This is a genomic window from Paenibacillus sp. SEL3 (genome assembly GCF_054602585.1).
In genome coordinates, this window is sequence record NZ_CM137725.1 from 2,810,607 (window position 1) to 2,831,887 (window position 21,281).

Annotated in this window: 19 protein-coding genes; 6 read left to right on the forward strand and 13 right to left on the reverse strand. The window is 45.1% G+C overall.

What is annotated here, in order from left to right; translation table 11 throughout:
- Positions 1-2 precede the first annotated feature (2 nt).
- The 7 genes from ACYCS5_RS13050 to ACYCS5_RS13080 form a co-directional block, all read right to left on the reverse strand.
- Positions 3-1,193, reverse strand: coding sequence for a hypothetical protein (locus tag ACYCS5_RS13050; protein WP_069010972.1), 1,191 nt, complete (start codon positions 1,191-1,193; stop codon positions 3-5).
- 24 nt (positions 1,194-1,217) lie between these two features.
- Positions 1,218-2,663: an NADase-type glycan-binding domain-containing protein gene (locus ACYCS5_RS13055; RefSeq protein ID WP_340957254.1), complete on the reverse strand. Its 1,446-nt coding sequence runs from the start codon at positions 2,661-2,663 to the stop codon at positions 1,218-1,220.
- Positions 2,663-4,114, reverse strand: a complete 1,452-nt coding sequence (locus ACYCS5_RS13060; RefSeq protein ID WP_459761173.1) for an NADase-type glycan-binding domain-containing protein — start codon at positions 4,112-4,114, stop codon at positions 2,663-2,665. The genes ACYCS5_RS13055 and ACYCS5_RS13060 overlap by 1 nt, the downstream gene beginning before the upstream one ends.
- 125 nt (positions 4,115-4,239) lie before the next feature.
- Positions 4,240-7,002 (reverse strand): NlpC/P60 family protein, encoded by a 2,763-nt coding sequence (locus ACYCS5_RS13065; RefSeq protein ID WP_459761174.1) that lies wholly within the window; start codon positions 7,000-7,002, stop codon positions 4,240-4,242.
- A gap of 51 nt (positions 7,003-7,053) precedes the next feature.
- Entirely contained in the window at positions 7,054-7,431 is a 378-nt protein-coding gene (locus ACYCS5_RS13070; RefSeq protein WP_029518643.1) for a DUF4280 domain-containing protein, read from the reverse strand.
- Between the two features lie 2 nt (positions 7,432-7,433).
- Positions 7,434-7,958 (reverse strand): hypothetical protein, encoded by a 525-nt coding sequence (locus tag ACYCS5_RS13075; RefSeq protein ID WP_165145931.1) that lies wholly within the window; start codon positions 7,956-7,958, stop codon positions 7,434-7,436.
- Positions 7,942-8,547 carry a hypothetical protein gene (locus tag ACYCS5_RS13080; protein ID WP_069010977.1) on the reverse strand — a complete coding sequence of 202 codons (606 nt, stop codon included), beginning with the start codon at positions 8,545-8,547 and terminating at the stop codon, positions 7,942-7,944. Before ACYCS5_RS13080 ends, ACYCS5_RS13075 begins: the two co-directional genes overlap by 17 nt.
- 372 nt (positions 8,548-8,919) lie before the next feature.
- On the opposite strand from ACYCS5_RS13080, the gene ACYCS5_RS13085 reads away from it, so the two are divergent.
- Positions 8,920-10,104, forward strand: coding sequence for a GAF domain-containing sensor histidine kinase (locus ACYCS5_RS13085; protein WP_029518646.1), 1,185 nt, complete (start codon positions 8,920-8,922; stop codon positions 10,102-10,104).
- 139 nt (positions 10,105-10,243) lie between these two features.
- On the opposite strand, the gene ACYCS5_RS13090 is transcribed toward ACYCS5_RS13085, so the two are convergent.
- Positions 10,244-11,200, reverse strand: a complete 957-nt coding sequence (locus ACYCS5_RS13090) for a nucleoside hydrolase (protein WP_013312477.1) — start codon at positions 11,198-11,200, stop codon at positions 10,244-10,246.
- 210 nt (positions 11,201-11,410) lie between these two features.
- Here ACYCS5_RS13090 and ACYCS5_RS13095 point away from each other — a divergent pair, with 210 nt between their 5' ends.
- On the forward strand, positions 11,411-12,004 hold the full coding sequence (locus ACYCS5_RS13095) for a hypothetical protein (protein WP_029518647.1): 594 nt from the start codon (positions 11,411-11,413) through the stop codon (positions 12,002-12,004).
- An 81-nt stretch (positions 12,005-12,085) separates the two neighbouring features.
- Here ACYCS5_RS13095 and ACYCS5_RS13100 read toward each other — a convergent pair whose 3' ends face one another.
- From ACYCS5_RS13100 to ACYCS5_RS13110, 3 genes are read right to left on the reverse strand one after another with little or no spacing between them, the layout of a single operon-like run.
- The gene (locus ACYCS5_RS13100; protein WP_029518648.1) at positions 12,086-12,694 is read right to left on the reverse strand and encodes a pentapeptide repeat-containing protein; all 609 of its coding nucleotides are present in this window, start codon (positions 12,692-12,694) and stop codon (positions 12,086-12,088) included.
- A 37-nt stretch (positions 12,695-12,731) separates the two neighbouring features.
- Positions 12,732-13,241: a MarR family winged helix-turn-helix transcriptional regulator gene (locus tag ACYCS5_RS13105; RefSeq protein ID WP_029518649.1), complete on the reverse strand. Its 510-nt coding sequence runs from the start codon at positions 13,239-13,241 to the stop codon at positions 12,732-12,734.
- Entirely contained in the window at positions 13,231-15,603 is a 2,373-nt protein-coding gene (locus tag ACYCS5_RS13110) for an ATP-dependent DNA helicase (RefSeq protein ID WP_459761175.1), read from the reverse strand. The genes ACYCS5_RS13105 and ACYCS5_RS13110 overlap by 11 nt, the downstream gene beginning before the upstream one ends.
- 169 nt (positions 15,604-15,772) lie before the next feature.
- Between ACYCS5_RS13110 and ACYCS5_RS13115 the strand changes: the two genes are divergently transcribed.
- The gene (locus ACYCS5_RS13115) at positions 15,773-16,849 is read left to right on the forward strand and encodes a GGDEF domain-containing protein (RefSeq protein ID WP_029518651.1); all 1,077 of its coding nucleotides are present in this window, start codon (positions 15,773-15,775) and stop codon (positions 16,847-16,849) included.
- A 134-nt stretch (positions 16,850-16,983) separates the two neighbouring features.
- On the forward strand, positions 16,984-17,157 hold the full coding sequence (locus ACYCS5_RS13120) for an aspartyl-phosphate phosphatase Spo0E family protein (protein WP_013312483.1): 174 nt from the start codon (positions 16,984-16,986) through the stop codon (positions 17,155-17,157).
- Between the two features lie 83 nt (positions 17,158-17,240).
- On the opposite strand, the gene cidR is transcribed toward ACYCS5_RS13120, so the two are convergent.
- Positions 17,241-18,128: a cidABC operon transcriptional activator CidR gene (cidR, locus tag ACYCS5_RS13125; RefSeq protein ID WP_328801165.1), complete on the reverse strand. Its 888-nt coding sequence runs from the start codon at positions 18,126-18,128 to the stop codon at positions 17,241-17,243.
- A 131-nt stretch (positions 18,129-18,259) separates the two neighbouring features.
- Between cidR and ACYCS5_RS13130 the strand changes: the two genes are divergently transcribed.
- Complete coding sequence (locus ACYCS5_RS13130; RefSeq protein WP_029518652.1) at positions 18,260-18,631, forward strand: CidA/LrgA family protein; 372 nt, start codon at positions 18,260-18,262, stop codon at positions 18,629-18,631.
- Positions 18,628-19,305, forward strand: a complete 678-nt coding sequence (locus tag ACYCS5_RS13135; RefSeq protein ID WP_029518653.1) for a CidB/LrgB family autolysis modulator — start codon at positions 18,628-18,630, stop codon at positions 19,303-19,305. Before ACYCS5_RS13130 ends, ACYCS5_RS13135 begins: the two co-directional genes overlap by 4 nt.
- A 149-nt stretch (positions 19,306-19,454) precedes the next feature.
- Here ACYCS5_RS13135 and ACYCS5_RS13140 read toward each other — a convergent pair whose 3' ends face one another.
- Positions 19,455-21,158 carry a glycerol-3-phosphate dehydrogenase/oxidase gene (locus tag ACYCS5_RS13140; protein ID WP_459761176.1) on the reverse strand — a complete coding sequence of 568 codons (1,704 nt, stop codon included), beginning with the start codon at positions 21,156-21,158 and terminating at the stop codon, positions 19,455-19,457.
- Between the last annotated feature and the right edge of the window lie 123 nt (positions 21,159-21,281).

Genomic DNA, 21,281 nt, shown 5'->3' on the forward strand with positions numbered 1-21,281 from the left:
GCTTATCGTTCGCCCGTTACCGTCCACTTTTTAATCTCATTACCACCACTATCTTGAGCATTTCGGAGTGCCTTGAAGGTAATAGCAGGAAGTTTTATACCTTCTGAGCTAGCAATATTTTGAGCTGTGTCTTTACTAATATTTGATAGATATAAGTCATAATTATCGGCCTCTTTATTACTTAGTTTGTTATAAATGGATTTTACATCTTCACCCCATGTACCATGACCAGCATACGGCCCACAATCTACTCTCTTCGAATTCATTCTTACAATCGGAGTTATCCAATTGCAGTATTGATATATATCACCTTTACCTTTAATCCCCTCCAAGTTGTTGTTTTTAACTACAACTTGTCTAAATTCCTCACCATAGTAAATGTATCCCAACATTTTACCAAATATTAAATTATGTGCCTTCACCAAATCCTTTGCATAATTAGTCTCGACACCATGCTGACCATCGGCTGCTCGATTTGTACTACTCGTATTAAAGCTTCCCGTCCCTTCCTGAATAATAATAGCTAACAAAAGACGTGGATCAATCTGAATATGATACGTTTCTTGTATGCTTTTTGTAGCTTCCCACAAACTGTGCAGCTTTTCCTGATTCCATTTTTGTTTAATAAATTTTTTTGAACGCTTTTTGAAATATTTCTCAGCTTCAGAACTACCGTTATACTGGAATTCAGCAGGTATCCATTTTCCAGCCGGAGTCTTTACGTTCGTTTTTGTAGGTTCATCTTTCGATTCGGTGGTAACGGGTACTTCTGGTGGTGCTTTAGTACTCATATCAATCAGACCTAGCTTCTCGCGTATAGCTCGTCCCGCCTTCTCGGCAGCCAGCTTTTCCCTGATATCTCCACTTGCCTCCGCAGTCATCCAACGAACGGTTTCTTTTTGCATTTGCTCTTGAGCCCACTTGGGGAATGTGGCCATTTCGCGTAATTTGCTTCGAAGTCCTTCTGCCAGTTTTTGCGCTTTACGCATACCTACCTCGTCACCATTGACTTGAGCAATATACCAATCTTCTTTGTATTTACGCATCCAGGTCTGGGCCCAGTCTGGGTAGCTTAGTTTTTGTTTTTTCTGTTCTGCTGCAAGATCAAATGCCTGTGCTTTCCTGTGTGCATTAGCAGTTGTTAAAGCTCTCAACATAGGGGTTGCACCAAACGTTGGCTCTTTCCATTTCATATGTCTTCTCCTTTGTTAGAAATGCTAGAAGAATCGTATCTCCGACATACAGGTATCGTGATATTTAGTTCCTCGCTCTACGGCCTCAATCGTTATTTTCACGAAAGAGGTATGAATGGGGTTATCAAGAAATTCGTTTCTTATAAAATCATTATCTATCACCCTGGTCTGCCCGTTTGAAAACTCCAGTTTCATTCGTTTAACTCTATTATTTGCTTGGAAGGCTTTGGATGACTTGGCTAAACCATTAAAAAGTTCAAACCCCTTCAGTTCTTGCATAGAGCCGAAATCAATTTTGATCCACTCCCCGATCCCGTCTCCTTTAACTCCTTCACACCAGGCTGTACTCGCATCTCCGTCCATGATGTTTTGGGCAGCATAGGAATTTCCTGCTTGGTCTGGAAGTGTAGAAGAGGCAATGATTTTCCGTGCCGGGATACTTTTTCGATATTTCATTAAATCCGTTGTTGTTTGTATCCATTGTGTAGGGGACACGTTATAGCCTATCCTGTGAAATAGATTGGAGTATTTTATAGGCAAACCTGTTTGGATGTTTCGTTGTTGCATTTCACCCTTCGAATTCACATAAGCAACCCTGTGGTTATCTAAAGTTAAAACAGGGTTCTCAGAGAATTCTGCCAACATCCTCTTCTTTCCGTCATCTAAATTCAACATGTACCACTTTTCGTCATCATAGGAACGGTAAACTATCTTATTATTATAAAGCCACTGATAAACCTGCATTGCCTTGGTCACTGTGATTCGTTGAACCTCTTTATTCGCCATCAGATCAAAAATATATAGAGTACCATTATCTTCAATACATAATTTTGAACTATTAGGAGAAAACACACTATATCCAATAGATTCTTCCGAACCAGTATAGTTGGAAATAGATAGTTTTTGAGTGACTCGTCCCTGAATATTGTATTGAAAAAAATCTCCATTATTGGTGTACACACATTTACTTAAATCCGGTGATATTACGACGTATTCCCTATCAGGTATATTAAATTCATACAACTTTTTATATGTGGATAAGTCATAAATAAAAATGGCACTGTAATCTATCATATGTGTATATCTGCTCAGTGCTATAGTCTTGCCGTCACTAGAAAATCGCATTATTTCCAGCTCACTTCTAGGGAAATCCTCTTTCTCACTTGCGTACAACCGATCAATAATATCAGTTGTATCAATAAACGTATTGCCTGTAGGATCATCCATATCAACGAGATAGTCCACAGGCATGTTTTCATTTTCCGCTTCAAAGAGCAACCAATTTACAGCCCTTTTTGTTGGAGGAGGTTTCTTGGACTGAGAGACAGAAGCATAAGTTTCATTCCGCTCCTGTCCTACTTTTTGCCCCTCATTCGATTGTATACACCCGCATAGCATGGAAAAGATCATGACCAATAACGTAATTTTACTTATCCATACTGCAGTTTTTTTCCGTTTTCTACTGTTCATCACAATAACTTCAGCTCACCTATACATGTATTTGGGAAGTCCGCGCCTTTTTTCACTTCCAGGATGGTAATCTTAACGAAAGAAGTCCGTATAGGTTCATCAAATTTGAAACGTGCCCCACTGCCCTCAAACACTTCAGATTGCCCATTCGAAAAATCAAGTTTCATTTTTTTGATTTTACTTACGTCTAAATACTTATTATTAACCCACATGAAGTTATCGGTTATATCTATACCTCTCATCTCTTGAGTTGAACCCAAATCTATAGTTACCGTTTCCCCTACTCCGCCCCCCTTGGTTCCTTCACACCAAGAGGTTGAATAATTTCCATCCGTTAAATTGTCCACATTAAAAGAACGAATACCCTGATCAGGTAGCGTAGAAGAGGCAGTAATTCTTTTCACTTTAACCTTGTTGCTATACTTCATATAATTGGTTTTTGCTTCGATCCACTGTATTGGAGCCGTGCGTATTCCTTGGTTTTTAGCAAAAGAGGATATATCCTCCTTTCTTCCATCGCTCAGATGAACCAGATACATTTTTGATGCTTCGTATTCTGCGGACAGCGCCAATTTTTGATCAGGGGATAGTATAAATGGTGCCGTACTTTTAGTTATCCACCTTTTTTCTCCGCTCTCTATATCAAATGAATAGACATCTTTTGTGTAATTGTCGTCCTCTTCAGAAATTGTATAAATTAATTTATCTTCTTGATCCCATTGCAAAAGCGAAACCATAGACCCTGTAAGTAAACGTTTTACTCCACTAATACCGGACAGATTCAGCATAATGATGCCTGGTTGGTCATTTTCCTCAAAACAGAATCTAGTGCCATCTGGAGAAAATAATCCTGAACTAATGATACCTAAATCTATTTTACGTTTCCCAATGTCTATTTTTGTCGTTTTCCTCTTTACTGCATCATATAAATACACTTGCCCATTCAACTCATAAAGATATTTACTTAAATCAGGAGAGACTACAGGGTAAGACGTTGAAGGCAGTTCAAACTCGGACTCTTTTTTTCCTGAGTTCAGATCATATACCTCAAGAATGTGTTTTTCGCCCCCTTCTTCCACATCAGAGATTGTCCTTACGATCGCCATTCGACTTCCATCATTTGATACTCTACTGACAGTTACTTGGGAGCCGCGATATTTTATTCGCTCTTCTTTAGTTTGCATCGCATCTACCAAGTCATCGATTCGTATATAGGTCTTCCCTGTAGGATCATCTAAATTGGTCAAAAATTGAGTCGGATATGGGTCTTCTTCTCCATTTAAAAGCCACCGTGCTTCTTTTTCAGTAACATTTCTATTATCTTGTGTGACCCTGTGTGATGATATTTCTTGGGGGTGAGGAGACGAGAAAGCTTCCTCTCCTTTAAACCCACTACATGCCGATATAATGGCTACAAAAGTAACAATCAATATGATTTTTATAAAATTCACTTTCTTACCACTCCCTCTTCCGTTCTCAATAAAGCCTACCTAGCTAAACGGGGCAGCACTATTTTCTCCTGAGAATACCTTGGAATCAAATATTATTATGATGTTTTAAGCTACTACTTATTTTCTTATTTGTTAATTATTGAGCCATCATCTTGTATAATACGTCTAATTGCGATAACGTTTGAATATATAAGACCATAACCTTTTCCCCAATTTGTGTTTAATTTATCTATTGTTACATTATGAGATGGCTTGAGGTCCTTTTTCATTTCAGCAAGAGTTTGTGCATTACCATGCTCGTGAATGAACTTTCCATCTCCCACATATATTCCTACATGATCTACTTTGAATTTGGTTTTCCCCCCACTCCCCCAATCAAATAAGATTAAATCACCTAACTTCAAATTTTTATAATCCCCACTGGATCGTAAAGCTTTGTAGTCAACCTCTGTTCCCCGATGGATTTGATCGCTTGTAGTACCGCCTATATGCACATTTAATATGGTCAAGTACACCGAGGAACTAAAATCAGAGCAGTCCATATAAATAGGTGGATTGTTGGGGTCCAGCTTCATCGTTGTAATTTTAGTATCCATACAGTAAGGAATCTTGCCTAAAAACTTCCTAGCGAGTTCCACAATTGCTTTCCTTTTCTCATCAGCAGAACTGTTGGATGGTGTAGGCTTTGGTTCTTCCTTCGCTGGCTTTTCAGGAGTAGTCGGCGGCTTCTTGCCCGGTTCTGCTTTCGTTGTTGTCGTTGCTGGAATTGTTGGCGTTGCAGCCTTGCTAACCTTAGGCCATGGAAGGATACCATTGGCTACTTGATGCAGGTACACTGCGAGCACATCACGACCATAGCCCTTATTTTCCAGGCCGTATTTTTTCGCAAAATCATGCAAAGCGGCGTTGAGCTCCTTATCCCAATCGCCTGTAGTTGGTAGCTTGTACGAGAAGCTGTCTGGATACTTCTTGGCAAGCTTGTTCAAATTATCTCTGGCAAGCAGGCTGTTCACGCCATACTTACTACGCAGGGCAGCCGCTTCCTTAGCAATAGCCTTTTGGTCGGCAGCGGTCAGCTTATGGGCCGCATCTGAATATTGCCCAGACAGCTCCTCCAGCCGATTCGCATCCAGATAGGATTTGGCTGAATGACCACGAATCAGCTCGTTGATTAGCACGTTGTCACGCAGTTGGTTGGCGAGAAGATGCATCTGCTTTTGCTTGGCCTTGTCGTTGGCTCCATGCGCTTCCCACCACTGGGACGTGTATTCATGCATTTGCGCTCTGGCCCAGGCAGGCATACGATCTATTTCTGCCACCTGCTGACGCAATTGTTTGGCCTTGGATGCTGCTTCCTTGGCCCCTTTTTTGTCCCCGGCTGCCACGGCTTTGTAGTAGTCCGTTTTAAATTGAAGCAGCAAATTCTGCACCCATTGCGGATACCCTTTTCCCTTCAATTCTTGAATCAGGGATTTATAAGCTTTCAGTTCGGCATCAGGCACCTGATTTTTCATGAGCTTGCTGGCCTTGATATGAAGCGTTCCATCGGTTCGGATATAGCTGGTTTTGCACGTCAGAGATATTTCGCGAGTAGCGGTCATCTGTACCTTTTTGCCATGCAGCACTAGGTCTGTATCGGCGTGAAAGGTAAGATCGTGATGACTGTACACGTGAATACCGGATGCAGGATTTAAGCGTACCAGTATCTTGTCTTTCTGGGTGGAGAGGGCTAATTCCTTATCATCGAATCTCGCCACTTTTTGTGTTTTGGTATGAAATAGCTTTCTTGACGGTTGACTGATTTCATCTCCTTTGTAGTCTCTCTTACGCAGGGATTGAACTACACGAGCTTCCTTTTCTTTGTTAGATGGAAAATACAAATGGACATGATCCCCCAGCTCAGGCATGCAATGCCAACCGATCCCATCTCCGGTATACATAGTGGGGTAAGAAAACCAGCACCCTTCAACTTTGGACTGCATGGAATCCACGGACAGATGAAGTTTAACGGATTCGTTTTCACTATTTAAATCAATAACTTTCCCTTCAATAGAGGTACCTTTGATTAACGGGTTATATATAAGCTCCCTCGGAATACCTGCTTCCGGAACGAGAATGTAGCCATATGTCATAATACCTTGCTTCATCCCTGCATGAATTTGATCAATAACCCAATGCTTTCGTCGAAACACGACCACATCTCCAAGTTCAAAACGCTTCGTATCCTCCACTTCAGCATATGTATACCGGGGGTCTGACTTTGTTTTTTGGAGGGAAAAGTTAATGCTGCGCAGTTCACCTTTCACCTGTTCTTTTGAGGCACCTAACCATAGTCTCGGGAACACGGACGTAATCTCGGCAATCAGTCCAGTTTGTAGATGAGAAGCCATTCTTTTCAGAAGCTCCCAGTCACTCTCCCCATACTGAATAGTAAAGCCATCTAACTTTTGATTGCTGTCCGTCAGGTCAATAAAATCCCCATGTGGATAGGCATCTATGAGTTCGCGGAATAGATGATAATATGTCAATTTGCCGTTTTGAAACGAACGGTTTTTCCTTTGTTGATCCATCAGATATGTAAAAGAGGCAGCCTCGATGTACATGTGATATACGCCATTTTTGAATGCAATTCTAATATTGGTGACGATTCCTTTAAAGATGCTAACTGTCCCTCGGTCTTCATCCATCTCATATACCTCTAGCACATCCTCATCATGTGCTAAACCGTCATACTTCGCATGGTCCTCATCCGGTATGAGAGCAGTAATGTACACCTTGCCGTGCTCATTTATCTTCTGTGTCAATTCAAAATCAAGCAGCCTGATAATCTCATACGGTGCATTTACTTTAATATTTCCATAAGTCAGCACAGTTCCTGCCAGTCCCATCTTACTCCCCCCGGTTGCTTTTCATGTGATGCAAATCCTACAATCTGTTAACTATTCCTGCCCGTCTGTGGTGAACGAGATTTTTCCACACCACATGCATAAGTTCGTGGAGCAGCTCATCAGAGCCGGAGATTGATCTACGTATACATCCTTTTTTCCATTCAACCAAGGCATAGAAACGCTCGGTTTGCAGGACTGCGGAATGATTTTCCCGGAATTCCCTTTGTTAGCAGAAGAGACTGCAGGATTATGCATACTACGACACATTCCGAAAGAAGGGATATGCGTCTGCGGGTGAAAATCCTGAATATTCCCTTGTAGTTTGTCACCAATACTAATTCCCCTGTTAGCTGAAACACTAAATCTTCCTGTATGACTTCCATAGCTGCAATGTATCTGTGCCCCATCCACTACATAGCTCTCACTCATTCTTAGACTCTCCTTTGTATAGATGGCCCCTCTGTATCGACCTTTTGTAATTTCAAGCCTGCCAGATTGAACTTCAAAATACATTCAGCCACATCGAGGTCTACAATGATATGATGATTGGCACCCTGAACCCTGAATATTTTATGATTCTCGACTGCATATTCATCTAAAATGATTTTCTTCAGTGTACCGTCCCTATGATATTCACTGCGTGGTGATAAACACATCAGGCTAGGCGGATTTGCCAGCCAATACCTTGTTTGCTGCATTCGCTGCATATCGGCAAAAACAACTAACTTCCAGCTTAATCCGGCTTGATATATATCAAAGATTTCCTTTAGTTGTTCCGAAACGATGGGTAACGGATGCTCTATAAAATCAATATAGTCCGCATCACCTGATACATAAAATTGTAAAATAGATTCTTCATCGGCACATGATGAGCTTTCTGCCCATTCCAATAACTGCCGGCGATTCGTCCCTACTGGATACATATACTCCGTAATACGATTATCCTGTTGAATCATGTAGTACTCCATAAGCTCTTGAATACACCACCTCACTGATTCCTTTATACTCCCCTATTCTTACTTCCAAATCGTCCTCACATTTCAAGGCCTTGAATTCAGGTAAATGTACAACCTGCTGAATAGCATCTTTCGCTAATTTCAGAATATATTGATGAAATTCCCCTGCAGCCTGGAGTACAAATCGCTCCACATCAGGCTGAAAAATCTTGTTCATATAAGGTTTTCGAAGCTGATTCAATTCATCCTCCAATTCTGCTAAAAAGCTGAATGCCCAGCCTGCATCATAGATTCCATAACAAGGTTGAGGATCAAAGAACCAATTTTTATCATAGGCTTCGACGACATAGTTATAGTTGCGATCCACCAGATACGTGCGCCTCATAGAATAAGTAATGTATCCGATCCTTGTCTTGGCCACTTCTGTGAAATTGGCTTGTAGGCAGATCGATTGAAAGGATTGAATAAAAGAAAAAATGAGTTCCTCTTTTCTATGCTCATATAAAGACGCTGCCTGATGTAATTTCTCATTCAGTACATCTTCCGCATAGGTCTTATGGAAGTGTTCTAGGGCTTCCTGTCTATTCATAATTCCACCTCTGAACCTATTATATAGAATATTTACATGATATTACTGGTTCTATCCTCCTATTTTATTACACAATTTTCATATCATGAGATTACATATGAATTTATGAAAATAGAATGAAAATAATCATATATTTTCGTGAATGTGTAATAATACAAACAAAAACCTTCCCAGAAAGGCTAGCATTAGACCTAAAAAATGAAGGTTTGCGCAAGCGAATAGGTAAATGGAAGTAGAAAGATCGGTTTATAATGAAATAATCATGTATAATTAACAATACGCTCCAAAAGCACATTCAGAGGATCGAGAATGGGATACACAAACTGCTAAAGTTTTTGGATAACCACCACTTTGCATCAGGATTGGAGATACATGACTACTTCACCTACAGGTTTTTATAATAGTATTCAAGAGGCTACCGCGCACGTCATTGATGTGTTGAGTGATATTTTACATGTAAACACCATTTTTATTACCGCTAATGATGGGATTACGAATGTAATCGTTGATTCATTTAACCGGGAAGAGATACTCGTTAAGAAAGGGGATGTGCTCCCTTTTGAGCTTAGCTATTGCAGTCTGGTGTTGGATCATCCTGCGGATCACCTCACGATTTCAGAAACGACTATTCACCCGCACACATGCGACTTAGATGTGACTAAAACTATCGGAAACCACTCATTTACAGGAATCCCTATTCGCATGAAAAATGGTCAGGCTTACGGAACCATTTGTATCTTGGACGCACCATCTGTACATTTGACAGAATCCGAACTGAAGGCCCTACAGGCTATGGCTGTATTTCTGGGTTATGTGGTGGAACTGGAGAAAGAAAAGATAGATGCTGAGATCTCTGCCCTGAGCAAGCTGGATTTGATCTCTTCCCTGAGTAATAAAATTCGGTTTTCGCTAACCGAAATATGGGGAGCCACCGACCTCATGCTGACGACAGAGTTAACAGAGGAACAACAGCAATATATGAGCATCATGGAGTCGAGCAGTCGCTCGCTTATGACGTTGTTGAGTAATATTTTGGATTACAGCAATATAGAGTCCAGGCAGATCGATGATATTGAAGATCCGTTTGATCTGAGAACGATGATGGAAAATGTATTGAGTCTGTATACAGAGGTAGCCGCACAGCGGAATCTAGAGTTGAAGCTTGACTGGAATCTCACCAGCTCGCCTATTTTTATCGGGGATGAGGCTAAAATTCGCCGTATGTTGATTAATTTGGTAGATAATGCAGTGAAGTTTACAAACACAGGAACCGTCACTTTATCTGCAAACACCCGATCTGTGACCGATGCACCTGAGGTTGAACTGGAATTAAAGGTGAAGGATACTGGAATCGGTATATCTCCGAATAAATTGAAATTGTGGCTTGAACATGACCGTGGGTACTCCCCCTCATATGGTAATCCAGGCTTGGGTTGGCAGATTACCAAACATCTATTAAAACGAATGAAGGGTAAGATGACAGGGAGGAGTGAACCTGGTAGCGGGACGGAGATAACGCTCCAATTCACCCTGAAAACATACCAGGAGTCAGCCTAAAACTGAAATTAGCTAGTGATGATATGGTATATCATGTAATAGAAGCCCGTGACGCATAACGTTCACGGGCTTTATGTTATGGGTACGTCTCACTAGGCAGTATTATCGCCCTATGCCGCACGTCTGTACATTGCCAGACTTAGTAACGTTTGGGAGCAGCCAGCTTGGCCAAATCCGCCATATACGTAAAGAAGGCTTCCGGGTCTGTATCATACACCAGATTCACAGGACGTCCATCCGCCTGTTCCACCGTTCTGCCCTGACTTGGCCCTTCTGCGATCACGCTGCAATGCACCGTCTTTTTCTTGACAATGTCCGGGCGTCCTACGGATGCAGTGGTCAGTACATCCCACAAGTAGTAGGTTGAGTTCGTTTCGCTATAGACGAGCGGCGGACATCCCGCGTAGCAGTTGCCTAGGAAATCCACGCCCTCATATCGGCGCTCGGCAGCCCAACGATTGCGTACTGCTGGAGTTAATGGTACTTTGCTTGTGCTCTCCAGCGCTACCAGATCAATCGTGATGCCGCTTTGCCACACCCGATATGCCGCTTCTGGGTCCCAGAATACATTCCACTCTGCTGTGCCGTCATGCTCCGGCTCTTCCACATTCCCTTTTTCAAAGGTGCCGCCCATCCATACCAGCTTTTCAATCTTTGCTTCAATATCCGGTGCTTCATCCAGCGCTCGCGCCAGATCGGTTAGCGGTCCAGTGAATAGCAACAGCGTCTTACCTTCAGCTCCGCGTACCTTTTCGATCAGATGCTGATGAGCTGGCAGGGATGAAAGCGGTGCTTCCATACGCCCCGATTCATTCAGTACGGGTAATGCATCCACATAGAAGGAATGTAAACGCCAAGCGGCAGGAAACGGATTTTTACCGCGTGAATTAGACTTTGCGACTTCCACAGGCCCTTTATTTTGTCCAAAACGATCAATAATTTTACGGCTGGCATCTGTCGCAGGCTCCAGGTAACCATCTGCTGGAATCACCGATACTCCGGTCAAATGAACCTGCTCCATCTGAAGCAGCATAAAAAGGGATACTAGATCATCCACTCCACCATCATGATTAAAATAAACGTTTGTCTGACTCATCTGTCTCTTCCTTCCTTTATCCCCGTAAACAGGCTTGTTCTTATCGGCAACCACCCTTCATTATGCCTGATCGCTTCACAGGAGTAAATGTGCGATAGTACGTGCATCAGGGATTTTTTGCTTGCGCCATGCTTAAGAAAGGTAGAAATGTGTGTAATAACAGGGTAGAATCATGGGTCCTAATCGGAAACGTATGAAGGAGAGATGCATATGACAGCCCGAACAATAGAAGAGTTGGAGCAGATCCGTAGAGAGTGTAAGTCCATGGTGACAAAAAGGGCTGCGGCTTCTGGTGGAGCGGTATTAGTTCCAGTTCCAGGGGCTGACGTTCTTGCTGATGTTGGCATTTTGATGCAGCTACTTCCAGCCATTAATGGAAAATTCGGATTATCTGAGAAGCAGCTGGAAGGTCTGGACGCAGAAACCAAATCCATGGTGTATGGTTTTATCACTTCGATTGGCAGCAAGCTGATTGGGCGACTCATTACCCGTGAAGCCATCGTGCAGATTTTGCAAAAGATGGGCATTCGGATCGCTACCAAGCAGGTTAGCAAGTTTGTTCCCCTTCTGGGGCAAGGGCTAGCCGCGGCAATTGGCTTTACTGCTATGCGAACCATTGGCAATCGGCATGTCGATCAATGTTATGAAGTAGCCAAACGCTTGCTGGAACAGCGAACTGCCGCAGATATCGCGCGCAACTGGACGGTTCCACAGCAGCCTCTAGAGCCTGTGGGAATTGATCATTTGCCAAACCAGAACCCGGAAGCAGCAATTCCACTACTGCCGGCATCCCCTAAAGATTAAGTCCTTCACATTCGAGTCAGCCATCCATTTCATCCGCACGGGGTACTCCAGATCAAAACCAGCTTCGGTATCCCGTGCTTTTTAGCCTTCTACCTTGGCTCCATAGGAGCGGGCCACCGCTACTGCCTGCTCGATATCCAACTTGGCTCCGGTGATGTCCAGATCTTTAAAATTCACACCATCCATCTTCGCACCGCGCAGGTCTGTTCCTTGAAGATGGGCTTTGTGCAGTCTTACCCGGCTAAGATCCGCCTCTCGTAAATCTGCTTTTTCCAAATTGCATTCGGATAAGTCGGCTTCCTTGAATCGTATTTTTCGCAAATCTTGTTTTCTTAAATCTGCATGACGCAAATTCGTATAAGACCAATCTCCGCCCGTAATTGTGATACCATCCATATTCGCCCCCGCAAAATCTGAACCTACCAGCTTGCAGTTATCAAACCGGACTACAAACAGATTGGCGCTGGTGAACAAACAATTGGTAAAAGCCGACTCCTTGTAGTGAGATGCATTCAGAATGGCCCCGGTAAAATCACAGTCCACAAAAGTACAGCCTTCCACAAGGGACTCATTCATCTCCACACCCCGAAAGCGACATCGGGTAAACTCGCAATTTTTCCACTCGCCTTCTCTGGCATCCATTGATCCAAAATCACGGTCTTCATAGACCTCATCTGTATAAAAGAACATGTTCTCTCTCCTATTCCTTATTCCCTATATCAGGAATTCAGCATTTCGGCAAGGACCGCTCAAAACCGCCTTTCATTTTCCCCAGCAAACCCTTCATCATCTGATGATCCTGCGGCGTAAACTCAGACATACACGACCGAATCAGCTTCGTATAATAAGGGACTATCTTACTTAATAGCTCTCGTCCTGCCTCTTTTAATCCGACAGTCACCATCCGTCCGTCACTCTCATGAGCCACACGTTCAATCATGCCATCTCGCTCTAATCCGTCGATCAGTCCCGTCATGGTCCCACGCGTGACATCCGCTTTTTCCGCTAACTCCGATGGTGTCATGCGATGCGGCGAGTGGCAATGCAACAGGCTAAGCACGATAATCCGACCCTGAGAAGCCCCCAACTTGGTCAAATCTGTATCCATTTCTCTGAAAATACCGTTAGCCAAGCGCGCAAATGTCACAAAAGTCTCTATATTATCTACTTCGGCATCCTCATGTCCAAAGCTACGCAGCACCCCGCGTATGGAGTCATTATGAAAATTAAAGTTCATAGTCTATCCATTCCTTCCTTAATCCCGCTTGTTCCGTCAGACGGTAGCTTTTCCATTCATCTGGCAGCAAAGAAGCATACGGTTCCTTGGCAAAACGATCATCTACCAGGACCAACAATCCTTCGTCGTGCTCTGTGCGGATAAGCCTGCCACCTGCCTGAAGAACCTTGTTCATCCCTGGATATACATACGCATAGTTGAAACCATTCCGTCCCTGTTCCGAAAAGTAATCCCGCAGCACATCTCGCTCTGCTCCAATTTGCGGCAAGCCAACGCCGACGACGACTACCCCATTTAAGCGATCCCCGGGTAAATCAACACCTTCAGCAAACACACCACCCAATACGGCAAAGCCAAGCAAGGTGTGCTCTTGCCCAGGCTGGAAGGCCTCTAGGAATCGATCCCGCTCTGGTTCGGTCATCCCCGGACTTTGTACCAACGTATTTGCGGACACGTCCCGAAGCATGAACTCCTCATATACCTCACGCAGGTATGGATAGGACGGGAAAAACACAAGCATATTTCCTTTCCGTTCCACAACCAATGCAGCCAGCATATCCGCAATCGCCCCTTTGGAACGCTCGCGATCCCGATAACGGATGGAGAGCGGCAGCAGACGTACATCCCATTGCTCCTGATGGAAAGGGGAAGGAACCTGTAACGTATAATCTTCCTCGTTTGCTCCGAGCATGTCCCGATAATAAGCAAGCGGTGTCAACGTCGCGGAAAAATAAATGGCTGAGCGGTAGCCCTTAATAGCTTGTCCCAGCAAGTGAGAAGGATCGAGGCAGAACAGCTTGACCCTCACTTCACTGCGCCCTGCTTCCACATAAGTAACGTACCGTTCATCATATAAAGCAGCAATCCGCAGCATATTCTGAGCAGTAAAATACGTATCCAGAAGCAATGCGTAGGCCGTACTTTCACTGCTTGCGCGACTTGTACTACTCCCCGTTACCAGTTCACGTTCAGCAGCTTCCACAAAAGGCACCAGCAGCTCCAGCACCTCTTGCGGCGCTACTGTCTCCACTGCTTTTCCTGTGTCTGCATATTGCTTGCGCAGCGTAATCATATGTGCGTTCACTGCACTCGCAGTCGCAGCAATCTCTGGACTTAGCAGCTTAAATTCTCGTTTCAGTTCCAAAAAAGAAGATTTCAAAATTTCCGCCGAAAACATGTCCCGGCCGCGTTCTACCAGATTATGCGCCTCATCCACCAGTACGACACCTTTTCGCTTGTGCTCCTCCAGCAATCTTTTCAGAGAAATCCGTGGATCGAAAACATAATTATAATCACTGATTATACCATCCGAGGCATACGCCACATCCAGCGAAAATTCAAAGGGACAAACCTTATGCTTGCGCGCATAACGCTCAATCACCGCCCGGGTCATTAACGTCTCATTCGCCAAAATATCGGATACCGCACCGTTGATCCGGTCGTAGTAGCCCTCGCACATGCTGCATGATCCAGCGTCACAATCATTTTCATCCTTAAAGCAAATTTTATCCTTCGCAGTCAAAGTCACCACATGCATGTGCAGCCCTTGGGCCTGCATTCTGGCATAAGCTTCTTCGGCTGCTGCCCGAGTGGTGGTACGAGCCGTTACATAATATACTCGCCTAACCTGCCCCTCACCGATCGCCTTGATCGCGGGAAACAAAGTGGATACCGTTTTACCGATACCCGTAGGCGCTTTGGCAAACAGGTTAACCCCTTCGGCAATCGTCTTGTACACCGAACCCGCGAGCGTTCGCTGACCCGAACGATACGTGTCAAAGGGAAAATTCAACATAGCAATGCTGGCATCCCGCTTTTCCGCATGTGCTCTCAGCAGGAATGCATACGGTGCATAACCAGCAATCATCTCCTGCGCGAAAGCTTCCATCTCAGTAAAGGATAGCTCGCGCCTAAATCGGCGAATGTCTTCACTGTGTGCCTGCACATAAGTAAGCTGGACCTGCATGGAATGATGTTGTTCCTCACGAGCAATCATATAGGCATACAGAAATGCTTGCGCCCAGTGTACGGGTTGACCGTCACCCTGAATATCTTCGAGAGGCAAAGAGATCGATTTAATTTCATCGACCGTCCATACGCCATCCAGCTCAATCAGTCCGTCACAGCGGCCTTCAATGATAAACAATTCGTCCTTATACTGAATTTCTGTACGTAAATGTACCTCTTTGCGGTCATGCTCCTTGTAACCTTTCTGGATAACCTGATGCACGCGAGTTCCTTCGAGCATACTGCTATTCGATCGAAAGCCGCTATGAATGCTGCCGCTCCGATGCACATATTCCACAAGTGGACGCACCGATATGTGAATTGGTTCCTTCATACGATCACCCGTTCCGGTCATAGTCCTTTCACTGTACCACGTAGATAAACGAAACGTAAGGGACAGAAGAATCGTTTAATGGTCGATTGGTATTCACTCACGCCTACTTTTTACCGAAATATAGAAACGAGGCCTTTTGCTTTATTCCCCACGATACTACAACTCTCATTACAGCATAAAGGATAGGGATATGTTAAAAGAATTAATTAACAATTTTGCGTTATTAACGAGCTTCTTATTCTTCGGAAATTTATTTTCCCGGAAATATGAACGTTACCTGACAAATCATGCACTCATTCATCAGATATTAAACGGTTTAATGCTGGGCGTGTTTAGCATTCTGTTAATGATGACCGGTTTATGGATCCGTGGGCACTTTGTGGTTGATCTCCGCCAATTGGCGATTATCATATCTGTTTATATAGGAGGATCGGTATCCGGTCTGCTGACCACCCTGATCGTCATCCTGTATCGTATTTACATCACAGGGGGATGGACGGATATTACTCTGACTGTTACGGTTAATTGCTTCATGACACTAGTCCTTTCACTTATCTTTATTCGAGAAAAAAAGCTAGCCCTCGGCAAATGGATGTCAGCCGTGCTTGGGGCTGTTGTTGTGTCGCTGTTATCTGCTTTTTTTGTGGATGATCCACCCAACTTAGAATCTATAATAATGATCACAACCGTGAAGATTCTTGGCGGCTTGTTCACTTATTTTATGATGTCCCATATCAAAAAAACAGAACGGGCTATTCACCTGCTGGAAGAGGCTGCGAACCGCGATCATTTAACCGGGCTATACAGTCCGCGTGCTTTTGATGCGCTGTTCGAAGAGGTACTTCATGCTTCCAAGACTACAAAAAAACCCTTTGGACTTGTGATGCTAGATATTGACCACTTTAAAAAAATCAATGATACGTACGGCCATTTGAACGGAGACGCAGTCTTAAGCCAACTGGGAATTTTGTTAAATCGGGAATCTACAACAAGAGCATATCCCTCCCGTAAGGGCGGAGAGGAATTCGCAATTCTACTCGGAGACTGTGATACCGAAAAGGCGGCAAACTTTGCCGAGAAGATTCGAAAAGCTGTGGAAAATGAATGTTTTCTCTTGAATGACGGAACCATACTCTCCTTAACCGTATCCATCGGGGCAGGCAGCTCTCCTGTTATTGCATCGAGGCGTTTATTGGAAAAAGCAGACGAGGCATTGTATGAAGCTAAACGATCAGGACGCAATCGGGTAGAACTGGCAAAACCATAGATATTAGTCGCTAAATGTCAGGAAAGCTGGATTATTGTTAATAAAAAGTGGTAAAATGGAAATAACATCGTTATCAAAAAAACTTCTGCCGCTAGTGGAGACATGCCTTACAATCGACATGGGGGGTGGGCTTTGTGAACCTCGAACAATTGGAAAAACTCATGGAAAAAGAACGCCGTGAACTGAATCGCATGGCTGACTTACACGGATTAAAAGATGAACGTGTATTGGACAAATCCTCCAGACTTGACCGTATTATGGACAAGTACCTTCACACCAAGCGTGCAATAAACCAAACACACTCATAGAAGCAAGCTACATCGCTGCCCCTCAGGGCAGCTTTTTTATTCTGCATCGTACTCACCTTCTCGCGGACTGACTACTTCCCGCCCTATTCCGTCCGCAACAATTGCTGTGTGAACGATATCCATTCTCTGGCGGCAAAGGACAGGTAGCGATCGTTCCGCCAAATCATCCCCAAATGCCAAGGAATGACGGGGTCTACCAATGGAAGAACACGCAAGCGCTCAGAATCCAGATCTCGGCAAATGGCCTCCGGCAACAGAGCTACTCCCAGGTTTGCAGCAACCATTTCGCTAATCAGATCCCATTGTGAGCTTTCGTACACTACACGCGGCTGAAAGCCAGCACGAACACATTCCGCAATGATACGGTCATGCAGCGTAAAATCCTCACGGAACAGTACAAACGCCTCCTCCGCCAACGCAGATAACGGTACCTCCTTGCACTCTGCCAATGCATGCGTAGGATGAACGAGCAAATTCAGCTTTTCCTCCACAAACAGAAATGTCTCAAACATATCTCCAACTGCGGGCAGCACGATCACCCCGATATCCAATGCCCCGGCTTCTACGTCCCGTTCCACTTTCTTCGCCCCGTCCTCAAATAATTGAATGGTCACATCAGGATATGCCTTATGGAATTCTCCAATGACACGCGGAAAAAAGCTCGATCCGACCATAGGGGGCAGGCCAATACGGATATGTCCCTTTTTCAGGTTCATCAAATCACTCAGCTCCGAGGACAGACTCTGAAAGGACTTTACAATCGCTTGTGCTTGGAGCTCAATGACCTTGCCCGCGTCTGTCAGTTCGATTCTTTTGCCAATTCGGTCGAACAAAGCGACCCCCAGTTCATCTTCTAGACTTTTAATCGTCTTACTGATCGTCGGCTGGGTAATAAACATGCTCTGGGCTGCCTTTGTAAAGCTACGCAACCGCGCGACTTCCAAAAAATATTGTAAATGTCGGATATCCAAAGCTACACCTTCTCCCATAGATAAACGGAATAGATTATATTCTTTATATGCATTTTACTCATGAAAGCTTGTGATGTAAAATTTCATTACAGTTTGAAAATAACCGATCACAAAGATAGGAGTCATTATATATGAAAAGCTTCATACGCGGTGTCCTCCAGATCGCCGTCCTGATGGCCTTTTCGCTCATCCTGAACGCGGTAGTCTCCTGGCTCCACCTGCCTATACCCGGTAGTATCATTGGTATGCTAATCCTTTTTATTCTGCTGCAAACCGGCTTGGTCCGGCTAAGCTGGATTGAAGTTGGCGCAAACTGGTTGCTGGCCGAGCTGCTATTATTCTTTATTCCCTCCGCTGTCGGCGTCATGAATTATTGGCCGATGCTGGAACACGATGGTATGAGCATTATGCTGGTCGTGTTGCTCGGCACCTTTCTGGTGATGGCCTGCACAGGTATGGTCGCCAGTCTGCTTGGTAAACGAAAGGAGCATAAATCATCATGATCGGTCTTCTATGTATTGTATTGACACTCGCTATTTACTGGATGGCCAAACGCATGTACCGCACACTGCCCAAGGTGTATTTGTCTCCATTGCTCATTACACCTGTTGTTATCATTTTGATTTTGACGCTGACGGGTGTGAATTACCGTTCTTATAATTCGGGCGCTCACTTGCTGTCCATGCTGCTACAACCAGCTACGATTGCATTTGCTGTCCCTTTATACCGATATTTCCCAGTGTTAAAAAAACACGCAACCCAAATCGTGCTTAGCGTGCTGTCTGGATCTGTTGTAGCCGTGTTGTCCTCCATGGCACTTGCCAAGTGGATGCACCTGAATTCTTCGCTGCTGAGCAGCCTGATTCCTCGCTCCATTACGACACCCATTGCGATGAATGTATCGCAAACGATTGGCGGCAATCCGACGGTTACAGCTGTATTCGTTATTCTGACCGGATTGAGCGGTCTTATTATCGGTCCAGTGATTGTAAAACTGTTCCGTATCGAAAATGAAGTCTCACGTGGGGTACTGCTCGGTACCGGTGCTCATGGTACGGGCACTTCCAAAGCATTCGAGTTCAGTTTGCTGACGGGGACGATATCCAGCATCTCGATGGTGCTCGCCGCTCTCTTTACCTTGGCAGCCGCCCCGTTCCTGTTCCACTTGATGCTGTAAACAATCTGCATACAAAAAAAGCAGCGATTCTCCAATAACAAGAGAATCGCTGTTTTTGTTTTGTAGGCCCCTTTTCCACATAAAGCAGTGGTGAGAACGAAACGATGGTAGAGAAGCGGAGCGGTAAAGGATACGCATCCTCGTTCCTATTAGATGGCTTTAACGTCACCTTGTTTCACCTCTACCTCTAAAGGCGTTACAGCTTCATACAGGTAAGCATCCAGCTCAGCCGTATATTGTCGTTCTTGCGCGGCGCTCCAGCCTGCATGTTCGGACATCCATGCGATGGCGGGCTGTTTCCAGCGCTTCACCTCGTCAATCTGGAAGAAAAGTGCTCCCGTTCGCCGTATGAAAAAATCAGACGGTGTCACCGTCATTTCCTGTTCCATCGCATACAGGAGCGGGACACGCACTTCCACAGGCAGTGCCGCTTCCTTCTCGGTAGTCTCCTTCATGCTGCGTGCCGCTATCGCAAACAGCCGCTCTGTGTTGGAGCCATAGCGGATTGCCCATGCTCTAGCCGTTTCAGGCGACAGGCCGAGTGCAACACCTGCTGCGGTTTGCTTACCTACGTACGCGTCCCAGCCCGCCGAGCCGCCTACGCTGCCACCCGAAATCGGGATGTGTCTGGTGCGGCATGCCCGGAAGCTCTGCCCATGCAAGCGCCCCAGCTCCCGTACCGCACGATCCACGACGAGTTCGGACATTTTCCGGTAGCCCGTCAGCTTGCCGCCTGCAATCGTGATCAGACCTGAACGGGATTCCCAAATTTCGTCCTTACGTGAAATTTCTGAAGGGCTTTTATCGTCTTCATAAATGAGCGGCCGTACCCCTGCCCAACTGGATTCTACATCCGTAACAGTCAGATTCACATCCGGGAACATTCCGTTGATCGCTTGAAGCACATACGCCCGATCTTCGACGGTCATCCGGGGATGCGCCGTATCCCCCTCATACACCGTGTCAGTCGTACCTGCATAAGTTTTTCCATCACGCGGGATGGCAAATACCATGCGTCCATCCGGTGTATCGAAGTACACTGCCTGTTTGAGCGGAAAGCGCTCAGCATCGAACACTAGGTGAATACCTTTCGTCAGGCGTAGCACCTTACCCTCCTTGGAGCGATCCATTTCCCGTAGCGTGTCTACCCATGGTCCAGCTGCATTAATAACCAGCGAAGCTCGAATTTCGTATGGTTTTCCCGTTACCCGGTCCGTTACGCTTGCACCGCTTATTCGTCCTTTGTCATACAGCAGCTTGTCAGCCTTGGCATAGTTCACCGCCAGCGCCCCTCGTGTAACAGCTTCCTTCATGACCTCAATCGTCAGGCGAGCGTCATCTGTACGATACTCCACATAGCTGCCGCTTCCCTTCAGTCCATCACGCTTCAGCAAAGGCTCGCGCTCTAGTGTAGCCTGGATGTCCAGCATACGACGGCGCTCACTACGCTTAACACCAGCAAGGAAATCATATACCAGCAGCCCGATAGAGGTGGTAAATGCGTTAAACGTGCCGCCCTTGTGAAAAGGAAGCAACATACGCTCCGGTATGGTCACATGTGGACCATTTTCGAATACAATTGCCCGCTCCTTCCCCACCTCAGCTACCATCTTAACTTCCAACTGCTTCAAATAACGAAGACCCCCATGCACTAGCTTGGTCGAGCGGCTGGACGTACCTGCTGCAAAATCCTGCATCTCCACCAATGCTGTCTTCAAACCACGATCCGCCGCATCCAGCGCAATACCCGCCCCTGTAATGCCGCCGCCAATGATTAATATATCAAAATGCTCATGTCCCATACGTTCCAAGACAGCGGTTCTCTCCTGCGCAGCAAATCCCTGTTCTCCCATCATGTATCCCTCCAGCTTTGTATATATTCACGATGCAATCTGCCAACCGAATCATCATAAGGTACAAAAAAAGACCACGAACATCGCTGCGGCGGATGCCGAGCGGTTCATGGTCTCTCCAAG